General features: G+C 43.4%; 17 protein-coding genes and 2 pseudogenes. 7 read left to right on the top strand and 12 right to left on the bottom strand.

Features of this window, described 5'->3' with window-relative positions; all coding sequences use genetic code 11:
* Positions 1 to 6: 6 nt before the first annotated feature.
* From frdC to frdA, 3 genes are read right to left on the bottom strand one after another with little or no spacing between them, the layout of a single operon-like run.
* On the bottom strand, positions 7 to 402 hold the full coding sequence (gene frdC / locus ABWP91_RS06555; protein WP_004258617.1) for a fumarate reductase subunit FrdC: 396 nt from the start codon (positions 400 to 402) through the stop codon (positions 7 to 9).
* Positions 403 to 416: 14 nt separating this feature from the next.
* Complete coding sequence (locus ABWP91_RS06550) at positions 417 to 1,151, bottom strand: succinate dehydrogenase/fumarate reductase iron-sulfur subunit (RefSeq protein WP_210840142.1); 735 nt, start codon at positions 1,149 to 1,151, stop codon at positions 417 to 419.
* Positions 1,144 to 2,940: a fumarate reductase (quinol) flavoprotein subunit gene (gene frdA, locus ABWP91_RS06545; RefSeq protein ID WP_353242582.1), complete on the bottom strand. Its 1,797-nt coding sequence runs from the start codon at positions 2,938 to 2,940 to the stop codon at positions 1,144 to 1,146. Before frdA ends, ABWP91_RS06550 begins: the two co-directional genes overlap by 8 nt.
* 833 nt (positions 2,941 to 3,773) lie before the next feature.
* On the opposite strand from frdA, the gene epmA reads away from it, so the two are divergent.
* Positions 3,774 to 4,751 carry an elongation factor P--(R)-beta-lysine ligase gene (gene epmA, locus ABWP91_RS06540; RefSeq protein ID WP_275076498.1) on the top strand — a complete coding sequence of 326 codons (978 nt, stop codon included), beginning with the start codon at positions 3,774 to 3,776 and terminating at the stop codon, positions 4,749 to 4,751.
* Between the two features lie 73 nt (positions 4,752 to 4,824).
* Here epmA and glpQ read toward each other — a convergent pair whose 3' ends face one another.
* Both glpQ and glpT read right to left on the bottom strand, forming a co-directional pair.
* Complete coding sequence (glpQ, locus tag ABWP91_RS06535) at positions 4,825 to 5,892, bottom strand: glycerophosphodiester phosphodiesterase (RefSeq protein WP_353242581.1); 1,068 nt, start codon at positions 5,890 to 5,892, stop codon at positions 4,825 to 4,827.
* 92 nt (positions 5,893 to 5,984) lie between these two features.
* Complete coding sequence (glpT, locus tag ABWP91_RS06530; protein ID WP_353242580.1) at positions 5,985 to 7,334, bottom strand: glycerol-3-phosphate transporter; 1,350 nt, start codon at positions 7,332 to 7,334, stop codon at positions 5,985 to 5,987.
* Positions 7,335 to 7,771: 437 nt separating this feature from the next.
* Between glpT and glpA the strand changes: the two genes are divergently transcribed.
* The 3 genes from glpA to glpC are packed head-to-tail and all read left to right on the top strand — an operon-like array spanning position 7,772 to position 11,902.
* Positions 7,772 to 9,427, top strand: a complete 1,656-nt coding sequence (glpA, locus tag ABWP91_RS06525) for an anaerobic glycerol-3-phosphate dehydrogenase subunit A (protein ID WP_353242579.1) — start codon at positions 7,772 to 7,774, stop codon at positions 9,425 to 9,427.
* Complete coding sequence (gene glpB / locus ABWP91_RS06520) at positions 9,417 to 10,712, top strand: glycerol-3-phosphate dehydrogenase subunit GlpB (protein ID WP_353242578.1); 1,296 nt, start codon at positions 9,417 to 9,419, stop codon at positions 10,710 to 10,712. Before glpA ends, glpB begins: the two co-directional genes overlap by 11 nt.
* Positions 10,709 to 11,902, top strand: a complete 1,194-nt coding sequence (gene glpC / locus ABWP91_RS06515) for an anaerobic glycerol-3-phosphate dehydrogenase subunit GlpC (RefSeq protein ID WP_353242577.1) — start codon at positions 10,709 to 10,711, stop codon at positions 11,900 to 11,902. Before glpB ends, glpC begins: the two co-directional genes overlap by 4 nt.
* 255 nt (positions 11,903 to 12,157) lie before the next feature.
* On the opposite strand, the gene ABWP91_RS06510 is transcribed toward glpC, so the two are convergent.
* Positions 12,158 to 12,826: a 7-cyano-7-deazaguanine/7-aminomethyl-7-deazaguanine transporter gene (locus ABWP91_RS06510; RefSeq protein ID WP_353242576.1), complete on the bottom strand. Its 669-nt coding sequence runs from the start codon at positions 12,824 to 12,826 to the stop codon at positions 12,158 to 12,160.
* A 166-nt stretch (positions 12,827 to 12,992) separates the two neighbouring features.
* Here ABWP91_RS06510 and tusA point away from each other — a divergent pair, with 166 nt between their 5' ends.
* A complete protein-coding gene (gene tusA / locus ABWP91_RS06505; RefSeq protein ID WP_219244631.1) occupies positions 12,993 to 13,247 on the top strand; it encodes a sulfurtransferase TusA in 255 nt (84 codons plus the stop codon).
* Positions 13,248 to 13,379: 132 nt separating this feature from the next.
* Here tusA and ABWP91_RS06500 read toward each other — a convergent pair whose 3' ends face one another.
* The 4 genes and pseudogenes from ABWP91_RS06500 to ABWP91_RS06485 form a co-directional block, all read right to left on the bottom strand.
* Entirely contained in the window at positions 13,380 to 13,598 is a 219-nt protein-coding gene (locus ABWP91_RS06500; RefSeq protein ID WP_353242575.1) for an Rpn/YhgA-type helix-turn-helix domain-containing protein, read from the bottom strand.
* Between the two features lie 105 nt (positions 13,599 to 13,703).
* A pseudogene (locus tag ABWP91_RS06495) lies at positions 13,704 to 14,625 on the bottom strand (Rpn family recombination-promoting nuclease/putative transposase).
* Between the two features lie 190 nt (positions 14,626 to 14,815).
* The gene (locus ABWP91_RS06490; protein WP_353242574.1) at positions 14,816 to 17,203 is read right to left on the bottom strand and encodes a zinc/cadmium/mercury/lead-transporting ATPase; all 2,388 of its coding nucleotides are present in this window, start codon (positions 17,201 to 17,203) and stop codon (positions 14,816 to 14,818) included.
* A 155-nt stretch (positions 17,204 to 17,358) separates the two neighbouring features.
* On the bottom strand, positions 17,359 to 17,988 hold the full coding sequence (locus tag ABWP91_RS06485; protein WP_353242573.1) for a lysoplasmalogenase: 630 nt from the start codon (positions 17,986 to 17,988) through the stop codon (positions 17,359 to 17,361).
* A 122-nt stretch (positions 17,989 to 18,110) separates the two neighbouring features.
* Here ABWP91_RS06485 and ABWP91_RS06480 point away from each other — a divergent pair, with 122 nt between their 5' ends.
* Positions 18,111 to 18,461, top strand: coding sequence for a DUF2500 family protein (locus ABWP91_RS06480; RefSeq protein ID WP_273802876.1), 351 nt, complete (start codon positions 18,111 to 18,113; stop codon positions 18,459 to 18,461).
* A 1-nt stretch (position 18,462) separates the two neighbouring features.
* Here the strand turns inward: ABWP91_RS06480 and ABWP91_RS06475 are convergent, their stop codons facing one another.
* Together ABWP91_RS06475 and rsmD are read right to left on the bottom strand one after the other, a co-directional pair.
* The gene (locus tag ABWP91_RS06475) at positions 18,463 to 18,759 is read right to left on the bottom strand and encodes a DUF1145 family protein (protein WP_353242572.1); all 297 of its coding nucleotides are present in this window, start codon (positions 18,757 to 18,759) and stop codon (positions 18,463 to 18,465) included.
* Between the two features lie 9 nt (positions 18,760 to 18,768).
* Positions 18,769 to 19,350, bottom strand: coding sequence for a 16S rRNA (guanine(966)-N(2))-methyltransferase (rsmD, locus tag ABWP91_RS06470; RefSeq protein ID WP_353242571.1), 582 nt, complete (start codon positions 19,348 to 19,350; stop codon positions 18,769 to 18,771).
* A gap of 275 nt (positions 19,351 to 19,625) precedes the next feature.
* On the opposite strand from rsmD, the pseudogene ABWP91_RS06465 reads away from it, so the two are divergent.
* A pseudogene (locus tag ABWP91_RS06465) lies at positions 19,626 to 20,406 on the top strand (signal recognition particle-docking protein FtsY); the annotation flags it as partial.

Raw genomic sequence — 20,406 nt, 5'->3', positions numbered from 1 at the left:
CTTAGATTAAAATAACAATGCGATTGCTAAGATTGCCGCCGTAACAACAATCGTGAGAGCCCAGAAGCCTTTAACGATAGGCTCATCAGACATTTTCTTATCTTTCACAATAATACTAACGGCTTTTGGCGCAAGGTTGAACCATGTTGTGGTGTGCAGCAATGTCGCAGCCAATGTAATGATGTTAATGATAAGAATGATTGGGTTGCTTAAGAACCCAACAAAACCAGCCCATGATTCTGGACCGCTTTTTAGCGCAAATACCCCATACAGGACTAAAATACTGAACCAGACCTGAAGGACGGAGGTACTTTCACGCATGATGTAAAAGCGGTAAAAACCCAGCTTTTGCCACCAGTCGCCCTTCATTTCTCTGACATAGGGTTTACGTTTCGTAGTCATGACTTCAATTCTCCTTATCGTGGCTTCAGCATGGCGATAACAAAGTCTTGCGCGCTGGCAACTTTCCCTTGCTGAATAGCGCCAGCAGGGTCGACATGCTTAGGACAGACTTCAGAACAGTAGCCTACAAACGTACAGCTCCAAACACCATTGTCCCCATTTAATAAGGTCATGCGTTCTTTCGCACCATGGTCTCGGTTATCTAAATTGTAGCGCTCTGCCAATGTAATAGCGGCTGGGCCAATGAACTCTGGGTTCAGTCCAAATTGTGGGCAAGCTGCATAGCACAGACCACAGTTGATACAGCCTGAGAACTGATGGTATTTTGCCATCTGCGCAGGCGTTTGCTTATTCGGGCCTTCAGAAGGTTTACGATCATTACCGATGATGTACGGCTTGATAGCTTCTAAACGCTCAATAAAGTGAGTCATATCAACAACAAGGTCACGTTCGATTGGGAAGTTACCTAATGGCTCAATTTTCATGCCTTGCGGGTATTCACGCAGGAATGTTTTACATGCCAGTTTAGGTACTTTATCAACCATCATGCCGCAAGAACCACAAATCGCCATACGACAAGACCAACGGTAAGACAGGTCTGGAGCGAGGTTATCTTTGATATAGCCTAATGCATCTAACAAAGAAGTTTGCTCGTCGTAAGGGACATCATACGTCACCAAATGGGGCTCACTATCCGTTTCCGGATTGTAACGCATGATCTCCATTTTTAGGTGTTTCATATCATCCATTAGCTTGCTCCTTCTTTGCCTTATCTTGAGCTTCAGCTTCGGCACCGTAAACACGTTTAGCTGGCTGAGATTTCGTGATTTTCACGTCACTGTATTCTAAACGAGGGGAGCCCTCTGGGTTATAGAATGCCAAAGTATGTTTAAGGAAATTCACATCATCACGTTCAGTACAACCTTCGTCGAGACGTTGGTGCGCACCACGTGATTCTTTACGGTTGATTGCAGAGTGAGCCATACATTCCGCCACATCTAGGCCAAAGCCTAATTCAATGGTGTACAGTAGGTCAGTGTTAAAGACGCTGCTATGGTCGGTAATTTCGACGTGTTTGAAGCGCTCTTTTAGTTCGGCAATCTTATCAACGGTTTTTTGCATTAATTCAGGAGTACGGTAAATACCGCAACCTTCTTCCATTGAAATACCCATTTCATCGCGAATTTTCGACCAGCTCTCTTTCCCTTTTTGGTTCATGAGTTTTTGCAGGTCATTTTCGATATCGCGGGTACGTGCTTCTATGGCGCTGGCATTGGCAGGGGTTGCTTCAGCCGCATGACGTGCCGCTTCTTCACCCGCTAAACGACCAAATACCACCAGTTCTGCTAGTGAGTTAGAACCTAAACGGTTTGCACCGTGTAAGCCAACAGAAGAACACTCACCCACAGCAAACAGGCCTTTAATGCGTGTTTCAGTGCGTTGATCTGTTTCGATACCACCCATAGTATAGTGAGCGGTTGGACGAACAGGAATTGGGTCTGTTACTGGGTCAACACCCACGTAAGCTTTTGCCAATTCACAAATGAACGGTAAACGCTCATGGAGTTTTTCTGCGCCTAAATGGCGAAGATCCAGATACACAACATCACCACGGTGTGTGCTAATGGTGCGGCCTGCACGCCATTCGTGCCAGAAAGCTTGAGAAACTTTGTCACGAGGACCGAGTTCCATGTATTTGTTTTCTGGTTTGCCCAGTGGTGTTTCAGGGCCCATTCCGTAATCTTGCAGATAACGGTAGCCATCTTTGTTAACCAAAATACCACCTTCACCGCGGCAACCTTCGGTCATTAAGATACCTGAACCTGGTAACCCAGTTGGGTGATATTGAACAAATTCCATGTCACGCAGTGGCACGCCATGGCGGAACGCCATACCCATACCATCACCCGTAACAATACCACCATTGGTGTTGTAACGATAAACACGGCCTGCACCGCCTGTTGCCATCACGATAGAGTTTGCACGAATCTGAACTTTCGTACCTTCCATCATGTTGAGTGCAACGAGTCCACGAGCTTGACCTTCATCAACAATGATATCTAGAACAAAATGCTCATCAAAACGTTGAATTTGAGGGTATTTTAATGATGTCTGGAAGAGTGTATGGAGCATGTGGAAGCCGGTTTTATCGGCTGCAAACCATGTACGCTCAATTTTCATCCCACCAAAGCGGCGAACGTTAACTGAACCATCTGGTTTACGGCTCCACGGGCAACCCCATAATTCGAGTTGGGTCATTTCTGTTGGGCAATGCTCGACGAAATAATCGACGACGTCTTGCTCACACAGCCAGTCCCCACCCGCGACAGTATCATTAAAATGATAGTCATAGGAATCATGAGCCTGAGTAACTGCGGCTGATCCACCCTCTGCTGCCACGGTGTGGCTACGCATTGGATATACTTTCGAGATCAGAGCAATCTTGATGTTGGGATTTGCTTCAGCGGCAGCAATCGCTGCACGTAAGCCTGCGCCCCCGGCCCCGATAATCGCTAAATCGGCATTGAAGGTTTGCACTGCGCTTCTCCATTGTTCAAGTGTAAATTGATAAATTCTTTTAAATACTTTTGATAATTAGCTAGGTCATTTTCAATTCAACCTAATGTCAAATTGTCAAATCTCTCTTTTTTAATAGTAAATAATATAATAGCTAATAATGACTTATCATGCTGTGAATTATAACGAATAGTCTTCGAAATAAATTTGATATAGAGGGGGGTTTTGGGTGAATTTACCCCTAAAGTGTGAGGTGAATCATCTTTTTGTAAAATGTTTTTACAATTAGAGTTTTTTTAGTGTGTTAATAATGAATAAAAAGAAATTTCAAATGATTATCATTATTTTTACATAAAAAATCAGCATTAAAAACCAAGTAAATTGGTCAGGTTTTATTCGTGCCAAGAGAATAATACTGTTATTTGCTGTGAAGATTTTAATTCATATTGAATATTAAATTGGGACTTACTTCACTTTTTATTTAAATGCACTTTTTTATTTTCCAATTTATGCTTTGTTACTTATTGAGAAAGCGAATTGTTTTACTTTATCGTTAACAAAAAAGTCACATAATATAAGAAATAATCATGTTTTATGTCCCTCCTCCGTTAGTTGTTAGCAGGGTTAAACCTGTTTATTTTCAGTGAAAAAGTCAGTCACTCGCAAAGGTTTGCTTAATCGAGTAAAGCCGAGGATAATCATGCCATCTTTACTCACCTGTAGTGCGGATAACCGTGATTATTTCCTAGTGGTGTTTCGCACCAGATAAATGTGCTTTTACGCATAGGAATGCATTGTGCGTTGTTTGACAGGTGGGTACACTGCACGACTATGTTTATTTTGGAGTCATCTTAATGAGTGATATAGCGAATTGGCAGCCAACCGCCCCCATCGCTAACCTGTTACAGCGCGCAAAAATTATTGCGGAAATCAGACGTTTTTTTACTGATCGCTGTGTACTAGAGGTCGAAACCCCCGCTATGAGTCAGGCTACTGTGACTGATTTCCATCTTGTGCCATTTGAAACACGTTTTGTTGGCCCTGGTGCCGCGCAAGGCATCAATCTTTACCTGATGACCAGTCCTGAATACCATATGAAACGTTTACTTGCGGCTGGTAGTGGGCCGATATATCAACTTGGTAAAAGCTTTCGTAATGAAGAAGCGGGTAGGCACCACAACCCAGAATTTACGATGCTGGAATGGTACCGCCCACACTTTGATATGTATCGCTTAATTAATGAAGTCGATGACTTATTACAACAAGTGCTGGAATGCGAAAGTGCGGAATTACTTTCCTACCAGCAAGCCTTTTTACGTCATTTAGATATTGACCCGCTATCTGCAGAAAAAAGTGAGCTGCGTGAAGTCGCGGCACGCCTTGATTTAAGCAATATTGCCGATCACGAAGAAGATAAAGATACGCTTTTACAGTTGCTATTTACCATGGGTGTTGAACCGCACATTGGTAAAGAAAAACCGGCGGTTGTGTATCATTTTCCTGCCACTCAGGCATCTTTAGCGGTGATTAGCACCGAAGACCACCGTGTCGCAGAACGCTTTGAGGTTTACTATAAAGGAATGGAGCTGGCGAACGGTTTCCATGAATTGACGGATGCGAGCGAACAGCGTCAACGTTTTGAGCAAGATAACCGTAAGCGTGCAGCGATGGGGTTATCAGTTCAGCCAATTGATGAGCACTTATTGGCCGCATTAGAGCATGGCTTGCCTGATTGCTCAGGGGTTGCTGTCGGGGTCGATCGTTTGATTATGATTGCGTTAAATGCCGAAAGGATCAGTGATGTGATTGCTTTTCCCGTCACGATTGCATAACGATTATCAAACTTATAGCTCGTTATATAATGCAGCCAAATGGCTGCATTATCGTTTTTACAAGACAAATAAATTATTTTTGATTTTGTAAGAACTGTACGCCTAAATCTGGGAAGTCAGTAAATGCACCATCCACATCCGCTTGGTTGTAGATGATGTCATAAAGCTGTTGCCCATCTTTTGCGTATTTAGGCAGTTTATCGACACGGATAGTGAATGGGTGAACTGCCATGTTGTTTTCGTGGGCTTCTTTTACCATGCCATTGACTTTGATATTGGTTGGCGTGGATTCTTCACTGATTAGCATATGATAATCAGGGCCAATACCATCTGCATAGGTGGCAATTTCTTTCATTGCACCTGGTTTCATCATCCAATCGTAATTGTAATTAACCCAAGTCCCATCAGGTTTTTGCTCTTCGGTTTCATTCCAATCGGTGTAAGCGATTAACTGGATGAGTTTCAGGTTCATCCCCATTTCTGGCATCAATGTATTTTTGATGCGCTTTAGTTCGTTCGCATCGAAACATTGCAGATAAACGTTGGAGTCTTTTTCAACATAGCCATACTGCTTTAGCACTTCCAGCGTTTTTTTGGTGATATCTTTGCCTTCTTGGTGATGGAACCAAGGGGCTTTGATTTCAGGGTAAATACCAATATTTTTCCCCGTGGATTTATTTAAACCTTGAACAAATTCAATCTCTTCTTGGAAGGTATGAACGCGAAAGTCTGATTTACCCATTGGGAAGCGATTCGGATAGCTTTGTACCTGTTTGCCATCAACAATATCGAACCCTTCTGTGAATTTCAGGGACTTGATTTCAGGTAATGTGAAGTCAATCGCGTAATAACGACCATCTTTACGCGCTCGGTCTGGAAAACGCTCAGCCACATCTGTGACACGGTCAAGATAATGGTCATGTAACACAACCAGCTCATTATCTTTCGTCATCACCAAATCTTGCTCTAGAAAATCGGCACCTTGTGCATAAGCCATCGCTTTAGCCGGTAAGGTGTGTTCAGGTAAGTAACCACTTGCACCACGATGGGCAATGACCACCTTGTTTGTCGCTTGCGCGGCTGCGGACACTGACATCACTAAAACCATACTTGCCACCAACGTTTTTAATGGAAAGGTCATGATTATATCTCCTTGGCACTTTTTGGATAAAAAAAGGGCCATATCATGATGATATAGCCCTCAGGTTTAGCGTTTATTCATAAACGAAGTGTTTATTGAGAGTTCGCTAATTCGCGTTTATGTTTGCTTTCGCTAAGCATCACGATGAACAGCAGAACAACAGAAAGGGCTGAACCACCAATCATGACGGCGAAACCACCGTCCCAACCGAAGTAGTCAACGGTATAACCGACGATAGCACTTGCCGCGACCGAACCACCGAGGTAGCCGAATAGGCCAGTAAAGCCAGCTGCAGTACCTGCCGCTTTTTTCGGTGCTAATTCAAGTGCGTGCAAGCCAATTAACATGACCGGACCATAGATTAAGAAACCGATGATCAACATACATGCCATATCAACATTCGGGTTACCCGCTGGGTTCATCCAGAATACGATAGTGGCGATAGTCACTAGGATCATGAAGAACACGCCTGTTGCACCACGGTTACCGCGGAAAACTTTATCTGACATCCAACCACACAGCAGTGTTCCTGGGATACCTGCATATTCATACATGAAGTATGCCCATGAGGATTTATCCATCGTAAAGTGCTTCACTTCACGCAGGTAAGTTGGTGACCAGTCAAGCACACCATAGCGCAGTAAGTATACGAATACGTTGGCAATTGCGATCATCCACAGAAGTTTGTTAGGGAAAACATACTTCATGAAAATAGCTTTTGCTGTTAACTCTTCTTCATCGGACGCTTTATAGTCAGCTGGATAGTCGTTTTTGTATTCTTCAATTGGCGGAAGACCACAGGATTGCGGCGTATCGCGCATTAATGCAAACGCGATTAGGGCAACAAGGATCGCGGCAAATGCAGGCATATAGAGAGCAGCTTTCCAGTCGTTAAACCATGCCATACCGAGTAGGAATAATAATGGCGGTAGGCCACCACCAACGTTGTGGGCACAGTTCCAAACAGAAACGATACCACCACGTTCTTTTTGTGACCACCAGTGAACCATGGTACGTCCACAAGGAGGCCAACCCATACCTTGGAACCAACCACAAAAGAACAGTAACACGAACATTACCATGATGCTCGATGTCGCCCATGGCACGAAGCCCATGATCAGCATCACCGCAGAGGCCAGTATCAAACCAGCGGGTAAGAAATAGCGTGGGTTCGCGCGGTCAGAGAATGACCCCATGATAAATTTAGAAAAACCGTAAGCAATTGAAATCCCTGATAAGGCGAAACCTAAGTCACCTTTAGAAAACCCTTGCTCAACAAGGTATGGCATTGCTAAGGCAAAGTTCTTTCGGACGAGATAATACGCTGCGTAACCAAAGAAAATACCCATGAAGATCTGCCAACGAAGCTTACGATAGACTGGGTCTACCTTATCAGCTGGCAGCCTCTCTATATGAGGTGCTGGTTTAAAAATGCTTAACATATACGCCTCCGATGGCATGCTAATATTTATTTACACTTGATCGCTCTCAATGTTGAGAAAGATTGAGTGTTTATTATTGGTGAAGTAACAAAAACGAAAACAATCGAGTAATTTAAGAGCTTTTTATTTTCTTAATTGCTCTAAATTGTATCCATAAGAAAACATTTTATCTGTAATCCAACGCACAATTATTGATTTTGTTTATGAAGTTGCATAGTAAATGACATTTGTGAATGGAATGGAACTAGAAATGTTAATTATTTTGTGACTTTCATCACGATATTGTTCTTTATAACACTAAAAATGTACAAATCGCTTTCGTTTTTGTTCCTTATCAAACATTGATCGCGTTTCTGCTCTATATTTAATAATAGATTATAAAAATAGAATCTATACTTATCGATTATAGAAATGTTTATTAATGTGAGGGATGCGACATGAATGGCTCATCTGTGACTGAAACGGATGTCATCATTATCGGTGGTGGCGCAACAGGTGCAGGAGTCGCTCGTGACTGCGCTCGCCGAGGTCTAAGAACCGTTTTACTTGAAAGGCACGACATCGCGACTGGCGCAACAGGGCGAAACCACGGTTTGCTCCATAGTGGCGCGCGTTATGCGGTAACCGATAGCGAATCCGCAAGAGAATGTATTGAAGAGAACAAAATCTTAAAACGGATCGCCCATCATTGTATTGAGCGAACGGATGGCTTATTTATTACTTTGCCTGAAGATAGCCTCGATTATCAGCAAAAATTTATTGCGGCTTGCCAAAATGCTGGTATTGACGCAAATGCCATTGACCCCGCAGAGGCTATCCGCCTTGAGCCATCAGTCAACCCTGCCTTAATTGGTGCGGTTCGCGTACCGGATGGTACCGTTGACCCATTTCGCTTAACCGCTGCAAATATGCTAGATGCCAGAGAACATGGTGCAAAGGTACTGACTTACCATGAGGTTATCGGCCTTATTCGCGACGCTGATACTGTTCGCGGAGTGACTGTGTACGACCATCAGGCAAAAAAACAGTATGACATTTACGCCGAAATTGTCGTTAACGCAGGTGGGATTTGGGGGCAGAAAATTGCCGAATATGGCGAGCTAAAAATCAAAATGTTCCCTGCAAAAGGGGCATTGCTCATTTTAGGTCATCGGTTAAATAACATGGTGATCAACCGCTGCCGTAAGCCTGCGGATGCGGATATTTTAGTGCCTGGTGATACGATTTCACTAATAGGTACCACTTCCACACATATTGAATATGACCAAATCGACAATATGTACGTCACCCCAGAAGAGGTCGATATTCTTATTCGTGAAGGTTCGATGTTATCACCCGCATTGGCGACAACGCGCATTTTACGCGCCTATGCAGGGGTTCGCCCCTTAGTGGCTAGTGATGATGACCCTTCAGGGCGAAATGTTAGCCGAGGCATTGTCCTTCTAGATCATGCAAAACGCGATGGAATGGAAGGCTTTATCACCATTACAGGTGGTAAATTAATGACTTATCGACTGATGGCGGAGTGGGCAACGGATAAAGTCTGTGAAAAACTCGGTCATTCTGCAAAATGCACAACGGCTGAAGCACCACTTCCAGGTTCTCAACACAGTGCAGAAGAAGCCTTGCGCAACGTGGTATCCATTCCTGCGCCAATTCGTGGCTCTGCGGTTTACCGCCACGGTGACCGTGCATCTGCCATTTTAAGTACTGACCGCTTAGATAAAAGTTTAGTGTGCGAATGTGAAGCGGTAACCGCAGGAGAGGTGCGTTATGCCGTCAATTCACTCACTGTAAACAATTTATTGGATTTACGCCGCCGTACACGCGTAGGAATGGGAACTTGCCAAGGGGAGCTGTGCGCATGTCGGGCCGCGGGTTTACTCAATCGATTTAATGTCACGACACCGCATGAAACTGAGCAGCAACTTGGTCATTTCCTCAATGAGCGTTGGAAGGGCGTACGCCCTATTGCTTGGGGGGATGCATTGCGCGAAAGCGAGTTTACCAGTTGGGTTTATCATGGGTTATGTGGGATGAATGAAGCCACATTGGGCAAAGCATCTCAGAAGGAGGCGGATAATGAAATATGATGTCGTTGTGATGGGAGGCGGCCTTGCAGGGCTGCTTTGCGGTATTCGCCTAACCCAGTCTGGTTTGTCTTGCGCAATGGTGAGTGCAGGGCAAAATGCACTGCATTTTTCATCGGGTTCATTGGATTTGTTAACCCATTTACCCGATGGCCAAATTGCAGAAAAACCACTGACAATGCTTGGTGAGTTAAAATCGCAAGCGCCTTTTCACCCTTATAGTTTGATGGGGGAAAACCACGTTGCCGAACTGGCTAGAATGGCTGAATCCATCTTGCAGCAAACGGGAATTCGCTTAAAAGGTTCTTGCGAAGAAAATCATTATCGCATCACACCGTTAGGCCATAAACGTATGACGTGGCTGAGCCCTGAGTCAGTTCCTACGGTTGGCTTACATCAAAAAATGGATGTCAGCAAAATTGCCGTTGTCGGTATTGAAGGGTTCTTGGATTTTCAGCCGCAAATGGTGGCTGATGAGTTACAGCGCGAAGGGCTACAGGCAAGTGCCCATTATGTGCATTTGCCACTACTTGACCGCCTACGCGAAAACCCAAGTGAATTTAGAGCGATTAATGTCGCTCGCTGGCTCGATAGACCCGAAAACATGGACCAAATCGTTGAGGAAATTTCGCCATTAATTACTGATGCCGAAGCTGTTTTTATGCCTGCTTGTATAGGACTGGACAGCGAACAACCGATGTTGGAATTACAGAGACGGTTAGGTAAGCAACTGTATTTATTACCGACTTTACCACCATCATTATTAGGTATTCGTCTACATGAGATGTTATTACGCCAGTTTCGTCGCCAAGGCGGCATTGTCATGCCAGGGGACAAAGTGACATCGGTAAATTATTCAGAAGGCCGTATTGCATCTGTGCAGACACGTAATCACGGGGATATTTCGCTCAAGGCTAAACACTTTGTGTTGGCAACGGGGAGCTTCTTTAATAATGGTTTGGTCGCTGAGTTTGACCGTGTGTATGAACCGCTGATGAATTTAGATTTATGTGAAATCGCAGAGCGAGCGAAGTGGACCAATAAAGAGTTTTTTGCTTCCCAGCCTTATATGGCCTTTGGCGTGAAAACAGACGAAAAACTGCGAGCTCAAAAAGCAGGTGCAGCGATTGAAAACCTGTATGTCGCAGGTGCGGTACTCGGGGGTTTTGACCCACTAACTCAAGGCTGCGGTGCGGGGGTTTCAATCATTAGCGCATTATTTGCTGCGAATGAAATCATCCATGAAGTGAGTAAAAACAAAGCGATGCAGGTGGAGGTGGCACAATGAGTATTCAAGATGCAAGCTTTGAAAGCTGTATTAAATGCACGGTGTGCACGACATATTGCCCCGTCGCGAAAGTGAATCCATTGTATCCAGGCCCAAAACAAGCGGGGCCAGACGGTGAGCGTTTACGCTTAAAAGACCCCATGCTCTACGATGAAGCACTCAAATATTGTACTAATTGTAAGCGCTGTGAAGTCGCTTGCCCATCGGATGTGAAAATTGGTGATATTATTGCGCGAGCAAGAAATACCTACAGCCAGCAAAAACCGAAAATTCGCGATGCAATCCTCAGCCATACAGATTTAATGGGCTCGCTTTCTACGCCGTTTGCCCCTGTGGTAAATACCATCACTGGGTTAAAACCAGTGCGCCAAATCTTGGATAAAGCATTAAAAATTGACCATCGCCGTGAACTGCCAAAATATTCATTCGGCACATTCCGCCGTTGGTATTCTAAACAAGCAGTAGAGCAAGCTAAATTTGAAGAACAAGTCGCTTTTTTCCATGGTTGTTATGTGAATTACAACCACCCGCAATTAGGGAAAGACTTAATCAAAGTTTTTAATGGCATGAACATTGGTGTACAACTACTTAAACGTGAAAAATGTTGTGGTGTTGCATTGATTGCTAACGGGTTTATGAAGCAAGCAAAACGCCAAGCCAATGTTAACTTAGAGTCACTTCAGGAAACCATCCTCGAAAAACATATACCTGTAGTTGCGACGTCATCGACGTGTACATTTACAATCCGTGATGAATACACCCATGTATTGGATGTAGACACTTCAGAAATGCGTGACAACATTGAACTCGCAACACGCTATATTTATCGCCTGTTAGAGCAAGGGCGTGAACTCAAACTGAAACATACCCCGTTAAAAGTGGCCTACCATACGCCATGCCATATGGAAAAAATGGGGTGGACATCCTACACGCTAGAACTAATCAAACGTGTACCCGGTGTTGAGTTGATCGTGCTTGATTCCCAGTGCTGTGGTATTGCAGGGACTTACGGGTTTAAGAAAGAGAATTATGAAGTTTCACAAGGTATTGGTGCGGGGCTCTTCCGTCAGATAGAGGAAAGCGGAGCTGATATGGTTATTACAGACTGTGAAACCTGTAAATGGCAAATAGAGATGTCCACAAGTAAAAAATGCGAGCACCCGATTTCACTCTTAGCAAGGGCATTATAATTAACTGAATTGTAGGGTTGTTATTTTTTGTTTTAGCTCAGTTTAACCCAGTTGGAGATAGCATTTCGCTATCTCCTGAGGTTGTTAACAAAGCAGGATAAAAACGTGGTTTTTCCTGCTTTGTGTTATCAGCCGAAAATCAATATATTGATTTTCCTAATTTGTTTTCAAAACCTATTCAATCTGCCGCCAAACCTAATCGGTTTATCGGTTTGTCAGCAGTCTGAGATAGCATTCGCTATCTCTTTTTTATGCTTAATGCTGACGAACAAATTGTTTTTTTTCTGAATTAGCAAAGAAGTATTTCAAGATAAAATTCAGTAAAACACCATAAGCAGGTAAGAAAAACAGCATGCAAATAAGTAACTTAAAGACGTAATCGACTAACGCGATTTCCACCCAATTTGCCGCCATAAATGGGTCACTACTGCGGAAAAAGGCGATAAAAAAGAATGCGATGGTATCAATTAAATTACCAAAAAACATGGCGCAAGCAGGTGCAACATACCAACGTGCATTTTGACGTAATTTATTGAAAACGCTGACATCTAAAATTTGCCCAAGTACATACGCCATAAAACTTGCGGCAGCAATACGCGCAACAAATACATTAAACTCAGAGAGTGCGGTAAAACCTTGCCATTCACCTTGGAAAAATAGCGCAGAAATAACATAAGAAATCAGCAGAGCAGGCAACATTACTGCGGTAATAATTCGCCGAGCAAGCGGTGCACCATAGATACGCACGGTTAAGTCAGTGGCCAAAAAGATAAAGGGAAAGGTAAACGCGCCCCATGTTGTATGGAAGCCGAAAATATTAATCGGCAACTGCACAAGGTAGTTACTGGATGTAATAATTAAAATATGAAATAAAGATAGCCAAATTAACGCAGTGGCTTTTTGCTGCACAGTAAAATCAAACATATTGTACCTTTTTAGTCGCAATGGGGTGAGGGAACCCATGAAATTCATCCCTAAATCGGGAGTAGCGCATCATACGCCTGTTGCGCAACAAAAGCAAAACTGTTCATTCATCAACGCGCGTTTTATTATATAATCAATCTATTGATCTCTTTAAGAAGTCGTTTATATGTCTGATTTATTTACCAACGCAACTAAAACCCTTGATACTCTTGGCTTACGCTGCCCAGAGCCCGTGATGTTAGTACGTAAAACTGTGCGGAATATGGCAGAAGGCGAGACGTTACTGATTATTGCCGATGACCCCGCGACGACCCGTGATATTCCCGGTTTTTGTCGTTTTATGGAACATGACTTGCTGGCAGTTGAAGCGGAAAGCGCCCCTTACCGTTATTTGTTGCGTAAAAAAGCCAGCGGGTTATAGCCTATTGTGTGAGAAACAGTGCGGCCGTTGCCATTAAGGGCGGCAGCTGTTTTTGCGTATGCATAGAGTTAAACAATGAAAGGTAACGTTTTTTCAAAAATAGCTTAATTGATTGTTTTTAAATTGCTTAATCTATTTTGACGTCGAATTCATCTCTTCACGGCTTAAGCCTGTACTGTTAATAATTAATTCTAAGTCGACACCGCTTTTTAAGAGATCTTGAGCAGTGGTCAGTTGTTGTTTACGAAATTCTTCATGAACCTCTTTAAAACCTATTTCAAAGCCTTCTTTAAAACCTATTTCAAAACCCTCTTTACGGCCTTTTTCTTGTAATCTCAGTGCAATATTCATGATAACCCCTTGATGTTTTTCTGTTGCTTCACTCAGTTGCTGAACACTATATTCAAAATGAATTGAGGCTAACTTAATCAATTTGCAATAAAGTATGCTGCTCAGTTATTGCAAGGACATGAGGTCTTCACGGCTTAAGCCTGTACTGTTAATGACTAACTCCAAGTCGATACCGCTTTTTAAAAGATATTGAGCAGTGGTAAGTTGTTGTTCATAAGCTTCTTTTCGTCCTCTTTCAATACCTTCTTCAATGCCCTCTTTACGGCCTTTTTCTTGTAATCTCAGCGCAATATTCATGATAACCCCTTGATGTTTTTCTGTTGCTTCACTCAGTTGCTGAACAATATATTCAAAATGAATAGAGTCCACGGTAATAGAGATAATTAAGGATCGTGATGATGTCATCGTCATTATTATAGTGCTGGTTGAGCGCTTGAGCCAACAAGGGAACAACCCGTTGAAGCTCATCGCGTAAGTCCTTATGTTTCATTGCAAGCTCCATGACGGCGACTTTGCGATGATTGACGAGTTCATTGTCATCAATAACCGTGATATCAACAATGGGAAATGTTTTGCTATATAAATCTGATGCGACATCCGGCCAATGAAAGCAATGCGTCCAAGGTTGAGCATATGGATAAGGGCTCACTTTTTCGTGGTAAAATAATACAGGCACAACCAACGGTAAGTCTTTATTGCCTTGTTGTAGATGCTGATTCATGGCTAAAAACGCATAGTGCATCAACCGCCATCCCATGAGCTTATCAGGCGATGATTGGTGCTCAACTAACATATAAATATACCCATCACCTTGCTGTGTTTCGACGGTATACAACACATCTGAGAAACGCGAACGCAGCTGTTTATCGATAAAAGATGTGTTGGTTATTGCTAATGTGTCGAAATGGCATAATTGCTTAATATTGGTGGGAAGGTGGATATCAAAAAAGTCACGCGCATTGTCAACTTTAGACATAAACCCTTTAAAGGCGGCGTCATGGGGTGTTGAATTACGCTGTTTTACCATATCGATTTCCCACTCAACAGATAGCTTGTTTACGTGGGCAATTTTACGCAACTTTCGGACTCACAGATAAAAAGTTTGTCCTAAAATTACGCATGAGATGACAATTAACTAATTGTAATAATTTATTATATTAAGTTGTGATTCGAAAAAAAAAGCGCCTCATTGGGCGCTTTGCTTAGTTGATGAAACACTACTTTTTCACTTGAGGTAATTTTACTCGAAGTAACCGTACAGCATTCGCGGTTACAAGCGCGGTAGCACCTGAGTCCGCAAGCACTGCTACCCAAAGTCCAGTGATCCCGAGTAAACTGGTGACTAAAAATACGCCTTTTAGCCCAAGCGCTATCGTAATGTTTTCACGGATAATTTTCCGCGTTGCACGGGATAGCGCAATAATTTCTGGTAAGCCTGTTAAACGGTTATGAGTTAAAGCTGCATCCGCTGTTTCTAATGCAACGTCAGTACCACTGCCCATTGCCACACCGATGCTCGAGGCTTTCATTGCAGGGGCATCGTTAATGCCATCACCGACCATCATGGTGCTATGGTTGCGGTTTAGCTCCATAACTGCGGTCACTTTATCTTCTGGGAGTAAACCCGCACGGAACTCCATACCTAATTGACCTGCAATTGCCCCAGCAGCACGCGGGTTATCACCCGTTAACATCACGGCATTAACATTGAGCGCTTTGAGCATGCTCATCGCATCACTGGCATCTGTGCGCAGTGTGTCTTGCAGCGCAGTTAAACCAATAACGCGGTTATCTTCCAATGTGACAATGACCGTTTTACCTTCAGCTTCCAATGCTTCAACTTTGCTTTGCCATTCATTTTCTAATGGGATCTCTAAGCGATTTGGAGCACTAACCAGTATGCGTTTATTGTTAAGAACACCTTCAACACCTTTACCTGCAAGTGCCTTGCGGTCTTGTGCTTCAGTCACTGACAAAGACAGCTCTTCCGCTTTATTTACAACCGCTTTTGCCAATGGGTGGTGTGAACCAACCTCAACAGACGCTGTGATTTGCACTAATTCACTTTCGGTCATTCCATCAACAGGAACTAAGTTAGTGACATGGGGCTTACCTTCCGTCAGCGTCCCTGTTTTATCTAATGCGATCGTGGTAATTGTGCCAAGCTGTTCAAGTGCTGCGCCACCTTTAATCAATGCACCGCGACGTGTTGCTGTCGCAAGGGCTGAGGTGATTGCTGCAGGCGTTGATATCACAAGCGCACACGGACAACCGATTAATAGCAATGTTAAACCGCGATAGATCCATGTTTCCCAAGGTGCAGAAAAGAAAATTGGTGGGATAATAATCACTAACGCTGAAATTAACATGATAATTGGCGTATAAATACGGCTGAAACGGTCGATAAAGCGCTCAATGGGTGCTCGGCGTTCTTCAGCTTCTTCAATCAGTTGTAAAATACGGTCAATCGCGTTCTGGCCTTGCTCTGAAACGACTTTCATTTGCACTGCACGGTCAACGGATAAGCAACCCGCAGCGACTTTTTCACCAGCAGTTCGTTCAACAGGAACAGATTCCCCTGTTAACGCACTCTCATCAAAGCTGGCAAAATCTGAAACTAACACGGCATCTGTTGGTAAACGCCCGCCTGGCGCGACTTCAATAATGTCCCCAGGGCGTAGTTGTGCAACAGGGACGGTGGTTTTTTGCCCATCTTTAATGAGAATTGCATCTTCTGGAACCAATGCCATTAATGCGCTGACCCCGCGACGAGCACGACCTGCCGAGTAGGATTCGAGCATTTCTCCTAACATAAACAGTAAGATAACCATGGCGGCTTCTTCTGTGGCTTGAATAAAAATTGCCCCTACAGCAGCAACGGTCATTAATGTTTCGATGGCAAAAGGAGAACCAGTACGAATTAAGCGTAATGATTTGCTCGCTATTGGATATAACCCATATAACGTCGTTAAAATAAAGGCAATATTCCCGACTTTTGGACTAAATGCCTCAATTCCCCAGCTGATTGCCATCAGTATTGCTAAGATAATGACCGGTTTAGCTTCACTCAGTAAGCTTTGTGGTGGGGCAATAGACGCCGCATTATTACTACCGACTTCGAGTAATTCATAGCCAGCAGCTTCTACGGTAGAACGTACTGCCGCACTGATGTCTGTATTTGCATCAACCACTAATTTTTCAGTCGCAAACAATACTTTGGCTTGTTTAACTTCGCCGATTTGGCCTACCGCATTTTCAATTTTATTGGCGCAGCTTGGGCAATCCATCCCACGAATTATCCAGCTAAAACGCTGCCCAGCGGCCTGCAAAGGCTCAACTTCATTCGTTGTGTCCGCAGTTAGCCCGCAGCTTCCACCATGTTGGTGATCATGATTCGAATGATCATGACTTGAATGGCTATTATCACTGTGTCGATGAGTTTCCTCATCATCATCAGGGTGTTTCTTTATATCACTATGCTCATGAGTATGTGAGTCATTACTTGCCTGTGTACTGTTTTGTACTACTGTGGATGAGCATGCGCTTGTGCTTGAGCAGCAAGAGCTTGTATGTGTATGATTTTCTTTATGAGAGTGTGAGTGCATAAGCGCCCCCTTATCCAACTATAATGAGTTCTATCATTGATTGTTGATAAGTCTACACTTTGGAGTCTACTCCAGAGTCAAACAAAAAGAGGGGAGCCAATTGATAAAATTCTCAGATAGCATTTTTAATCAATTGGCACTTATTGCAGGAAATATTATAAATAAATTGCGCGGACAATAAAGAATTGCCCAAGGAAATATAATGCAGCGACAACTGCTTTTGAGGCTTTGAACGGCAAGCGGAAATGGGCAATTAACCATACACAGTGAGATAAAAAGAGTAACGATGCCCCCACCATGATGGAAAAGTTATATTCGCGCCCAAGGCCAAAATATTGGTCGCCAGCGACCCAAGCCATAATCATACACATGATTAAAGAAGCAAAAACAATGGCTTGTAGGTTTTCCAACTTACCCCAAATAAGAACTAGTGTGATAGCCGCAATAATCAACGGTGCTGCTAACCAAGGTAAAAATAGACCAAAGTTTAATTGCATGCCAAAGCTAATTGCATAAATTAGGTAGCTGAGGAACATGAGGGCGACAGAAGCTAGTAAGTGTTCACTTGAAAACATTCGCGAGAGATCAGCTATCAGTGAAACTAATAATCCGCCAAGAATAAGGTAATTTTGTAGATTTAAATCATCCGAACTCCAACCCCAAAAGAGTAATAGTAACAGTGTAATAGGGCGGAATAACCAACGTTGCCATCCTGGGCCGCGGTAGGCAGCATCGACATATAACCAGCCAGAGAAGAGTACTGCGAGAAATGGCCAACTAATCATACACATATCCTTATAAGTTCAATAAATGAAACGGTAATAAGCCGTTCACTGAGATAACGTGTTCTGTTTCTACAAATAAGATAAACTATAGTTAGGATCTTTTTAAGCGAAATGCACAAATTATGAATAAGCCAATATTATTAATTATCGTTATTGCGATTATCGCCGTGCTTGCCACTAAACGTTTTTTTGACCAACGCAAGCAAAATGAAATTAACGATAATTCTTTGCCTGTTAGTTACTTAGTTAAGGTCGATAGCAAAAAAGATTACCCTTATCCTAACATGCGTTCTCGCGAACGGGATGTCGTTTCACCTGAAACTTTCCGCTACGAAATTTATTTTAAAACGTTAGCCAGCGGTGAGGTGATTAAAACCATTGTAACAGAAGAACAATACCGCGAAGTTGAGCTAGAGCGTGAAGGTAAACTTACTCTACAAGGAACGCGGTATATTCGTTTTGAGCCCAAATAATCTATTGTTCTGACTTATTTTTTTTTGCTTCTTCTAAAGCAGCTTTGGTTTTTTTCTGCATCGCTAACATTTCGAAGACACCAAAGAAAAAGATGCGCGTTTGCACTAAACCAGAAACTTTTTCACCTTTAGGCAAAGTGGCTTTTAGGAAAATAGTTTGTAATGCGTGCATGAAAATCATAAAGACCATTGCAATATCCATAAAATATTTCAATGGTTTAGGGAATGGGTGTATTAAATTAAACACCATAAAACCCCAAACGCAAATCATCAGTAGGCGACCAACATTAATTAACATACTTTTTTCCTAAAGAGAGGTTCGAATAAACAGGCGATAAGCAACTTGGCCAGCAATTTTTTCGCGATGAAGCTGCCAGTTTGTAGGGAGGTCAGTAAGTGGTGACTCCGCCTCTGACTCAACGTATATCCAGCTTTCGTCTGCTAGCCATTGGTTTTTTTCGAGCAATTGAATTGTTTCGTTGAGTAAGCCTTTGCGAAATGGTGGGTCAATAAATACCACGTCAAAAGGGGTTCCCTGTTGGCTTAACACAGTCAGGCTACTGTTGGTGATAACGGTTGCATCATCCGCTTGTAAACGGGCCTTATTTTCAGTGAGCAATTGCGCGTTTTGTTTATCTAGCTCAATAAATGTCACATTTTGAGCAAAGCGAGAAAGCGCCTCGAAACCTAATGAACCACTTCCTGCGAAGCAATCAAGGCAGCGTGCGTCCCGAATAACAGGCATTAACCAATTAAATAACGTTTCTTTGATGCGGTCTGTGGTTGGACGTAAGCCCTCACTATCACGGACAGGTAGCTTTCTCCCTCGCCATTTCCCACCAATGATACGAATTTGCCCTAAAGGCGCTGATTGTGGTTTTTTTGCCATAATGTGTATTGCTACTTAGCTTATTGTTTACTTAAAAATGATTGTTACCATTGTATACCTGTCAGGGGAGAAGTTGCAGTGTTGTTACCCCTAATTGGCTGAATTTCGATTATAGCGTGTCGTTTTCACAGTTTTAACATAAAAATTCCGATTAAATTGTCAGGATTTTTCGTTCAGATATGTGTTGCAGAGCGATGAAATGATAGACTGCATGTAATTTGATTGCGATTTGATTATCGAGCGCCATATTTTTACCGCGAGGAGTGTAGTGGCAGATGGCTAAAGACAAGAAAAAAGGCTTTTTTTCATGGCTAGGTTTTGGTCGTAAAGATGAAGAAGAGACTCAAAAACAACAAGCTCAGCAGGCAGAAACTGCAAACGAAGTTGAAAATCAACACCCCGTAGAAGATGCCGCTGCCGCAGAAGCGGAACGTCAATACCAAGCGGAGCAAGCTGCAATTAAAGCAGCAGAAGATGAAGCTGAGCGCCAATATGAAGCGCAACAAGCCGCAATAGAAGCTGCAACAGAACAAGCAGAACTTGAACGTAAGGCTCAGTTAGAGGCGATTAAAGCGGCGCAAGAGCAAGCAGAACAAGCGCGTTTTGCAGCAGAAGACGCGCGCCTAGCGGAAGAACAAGCAGAGCGCGATCGCCAAGAAGAAGTCGCTCAACGCCTTGCGGAAGAAGAGCTGGAGCGTCAGCGTGAAGTTGAATTGGCGGCGGTCAAGGCTGCACAAGACGCAGCAGAGCAACAACGTCAAGCCGATTTAGCAGCGATTCAAGAGGCTGAGGACAAAGCAGAACGTGAACTGCAAGAAGCTGCACGTTTAGCCGAAGAACAAGCAGAGCAAGAACGCCAAGCTGCCGAAGCCGCACGCTTAGCGGAAGAACACGCAGAGCAAGAACGTCAAGCCGCCGAAGCTGCACGTTTAGCGGAAGAACAAGCAGAGCAAGAACGCCAAGCTGCCGAAGCCACACGCATAGCGGAAGAACAAGCGGAACAAGAACGTCAAGCCGCCGAAGCTGCACGTTTAGCGGAAGAACAAGCAGAGCAAG

The sequence above is a fragment of the Providencia sp. genome, from assembly GCF_040396775.1.
GTDB lineage: Bacteria > Pseudomonadota > Gammaproteobacteria > Enterobacterales > Enterobacteriaceae > Providencia.
The sequence above is the reverse complement of the archived record's forward strand: the minus strand, read 5'-3'. Positions and strand labels throughout refer to the sequence as shown.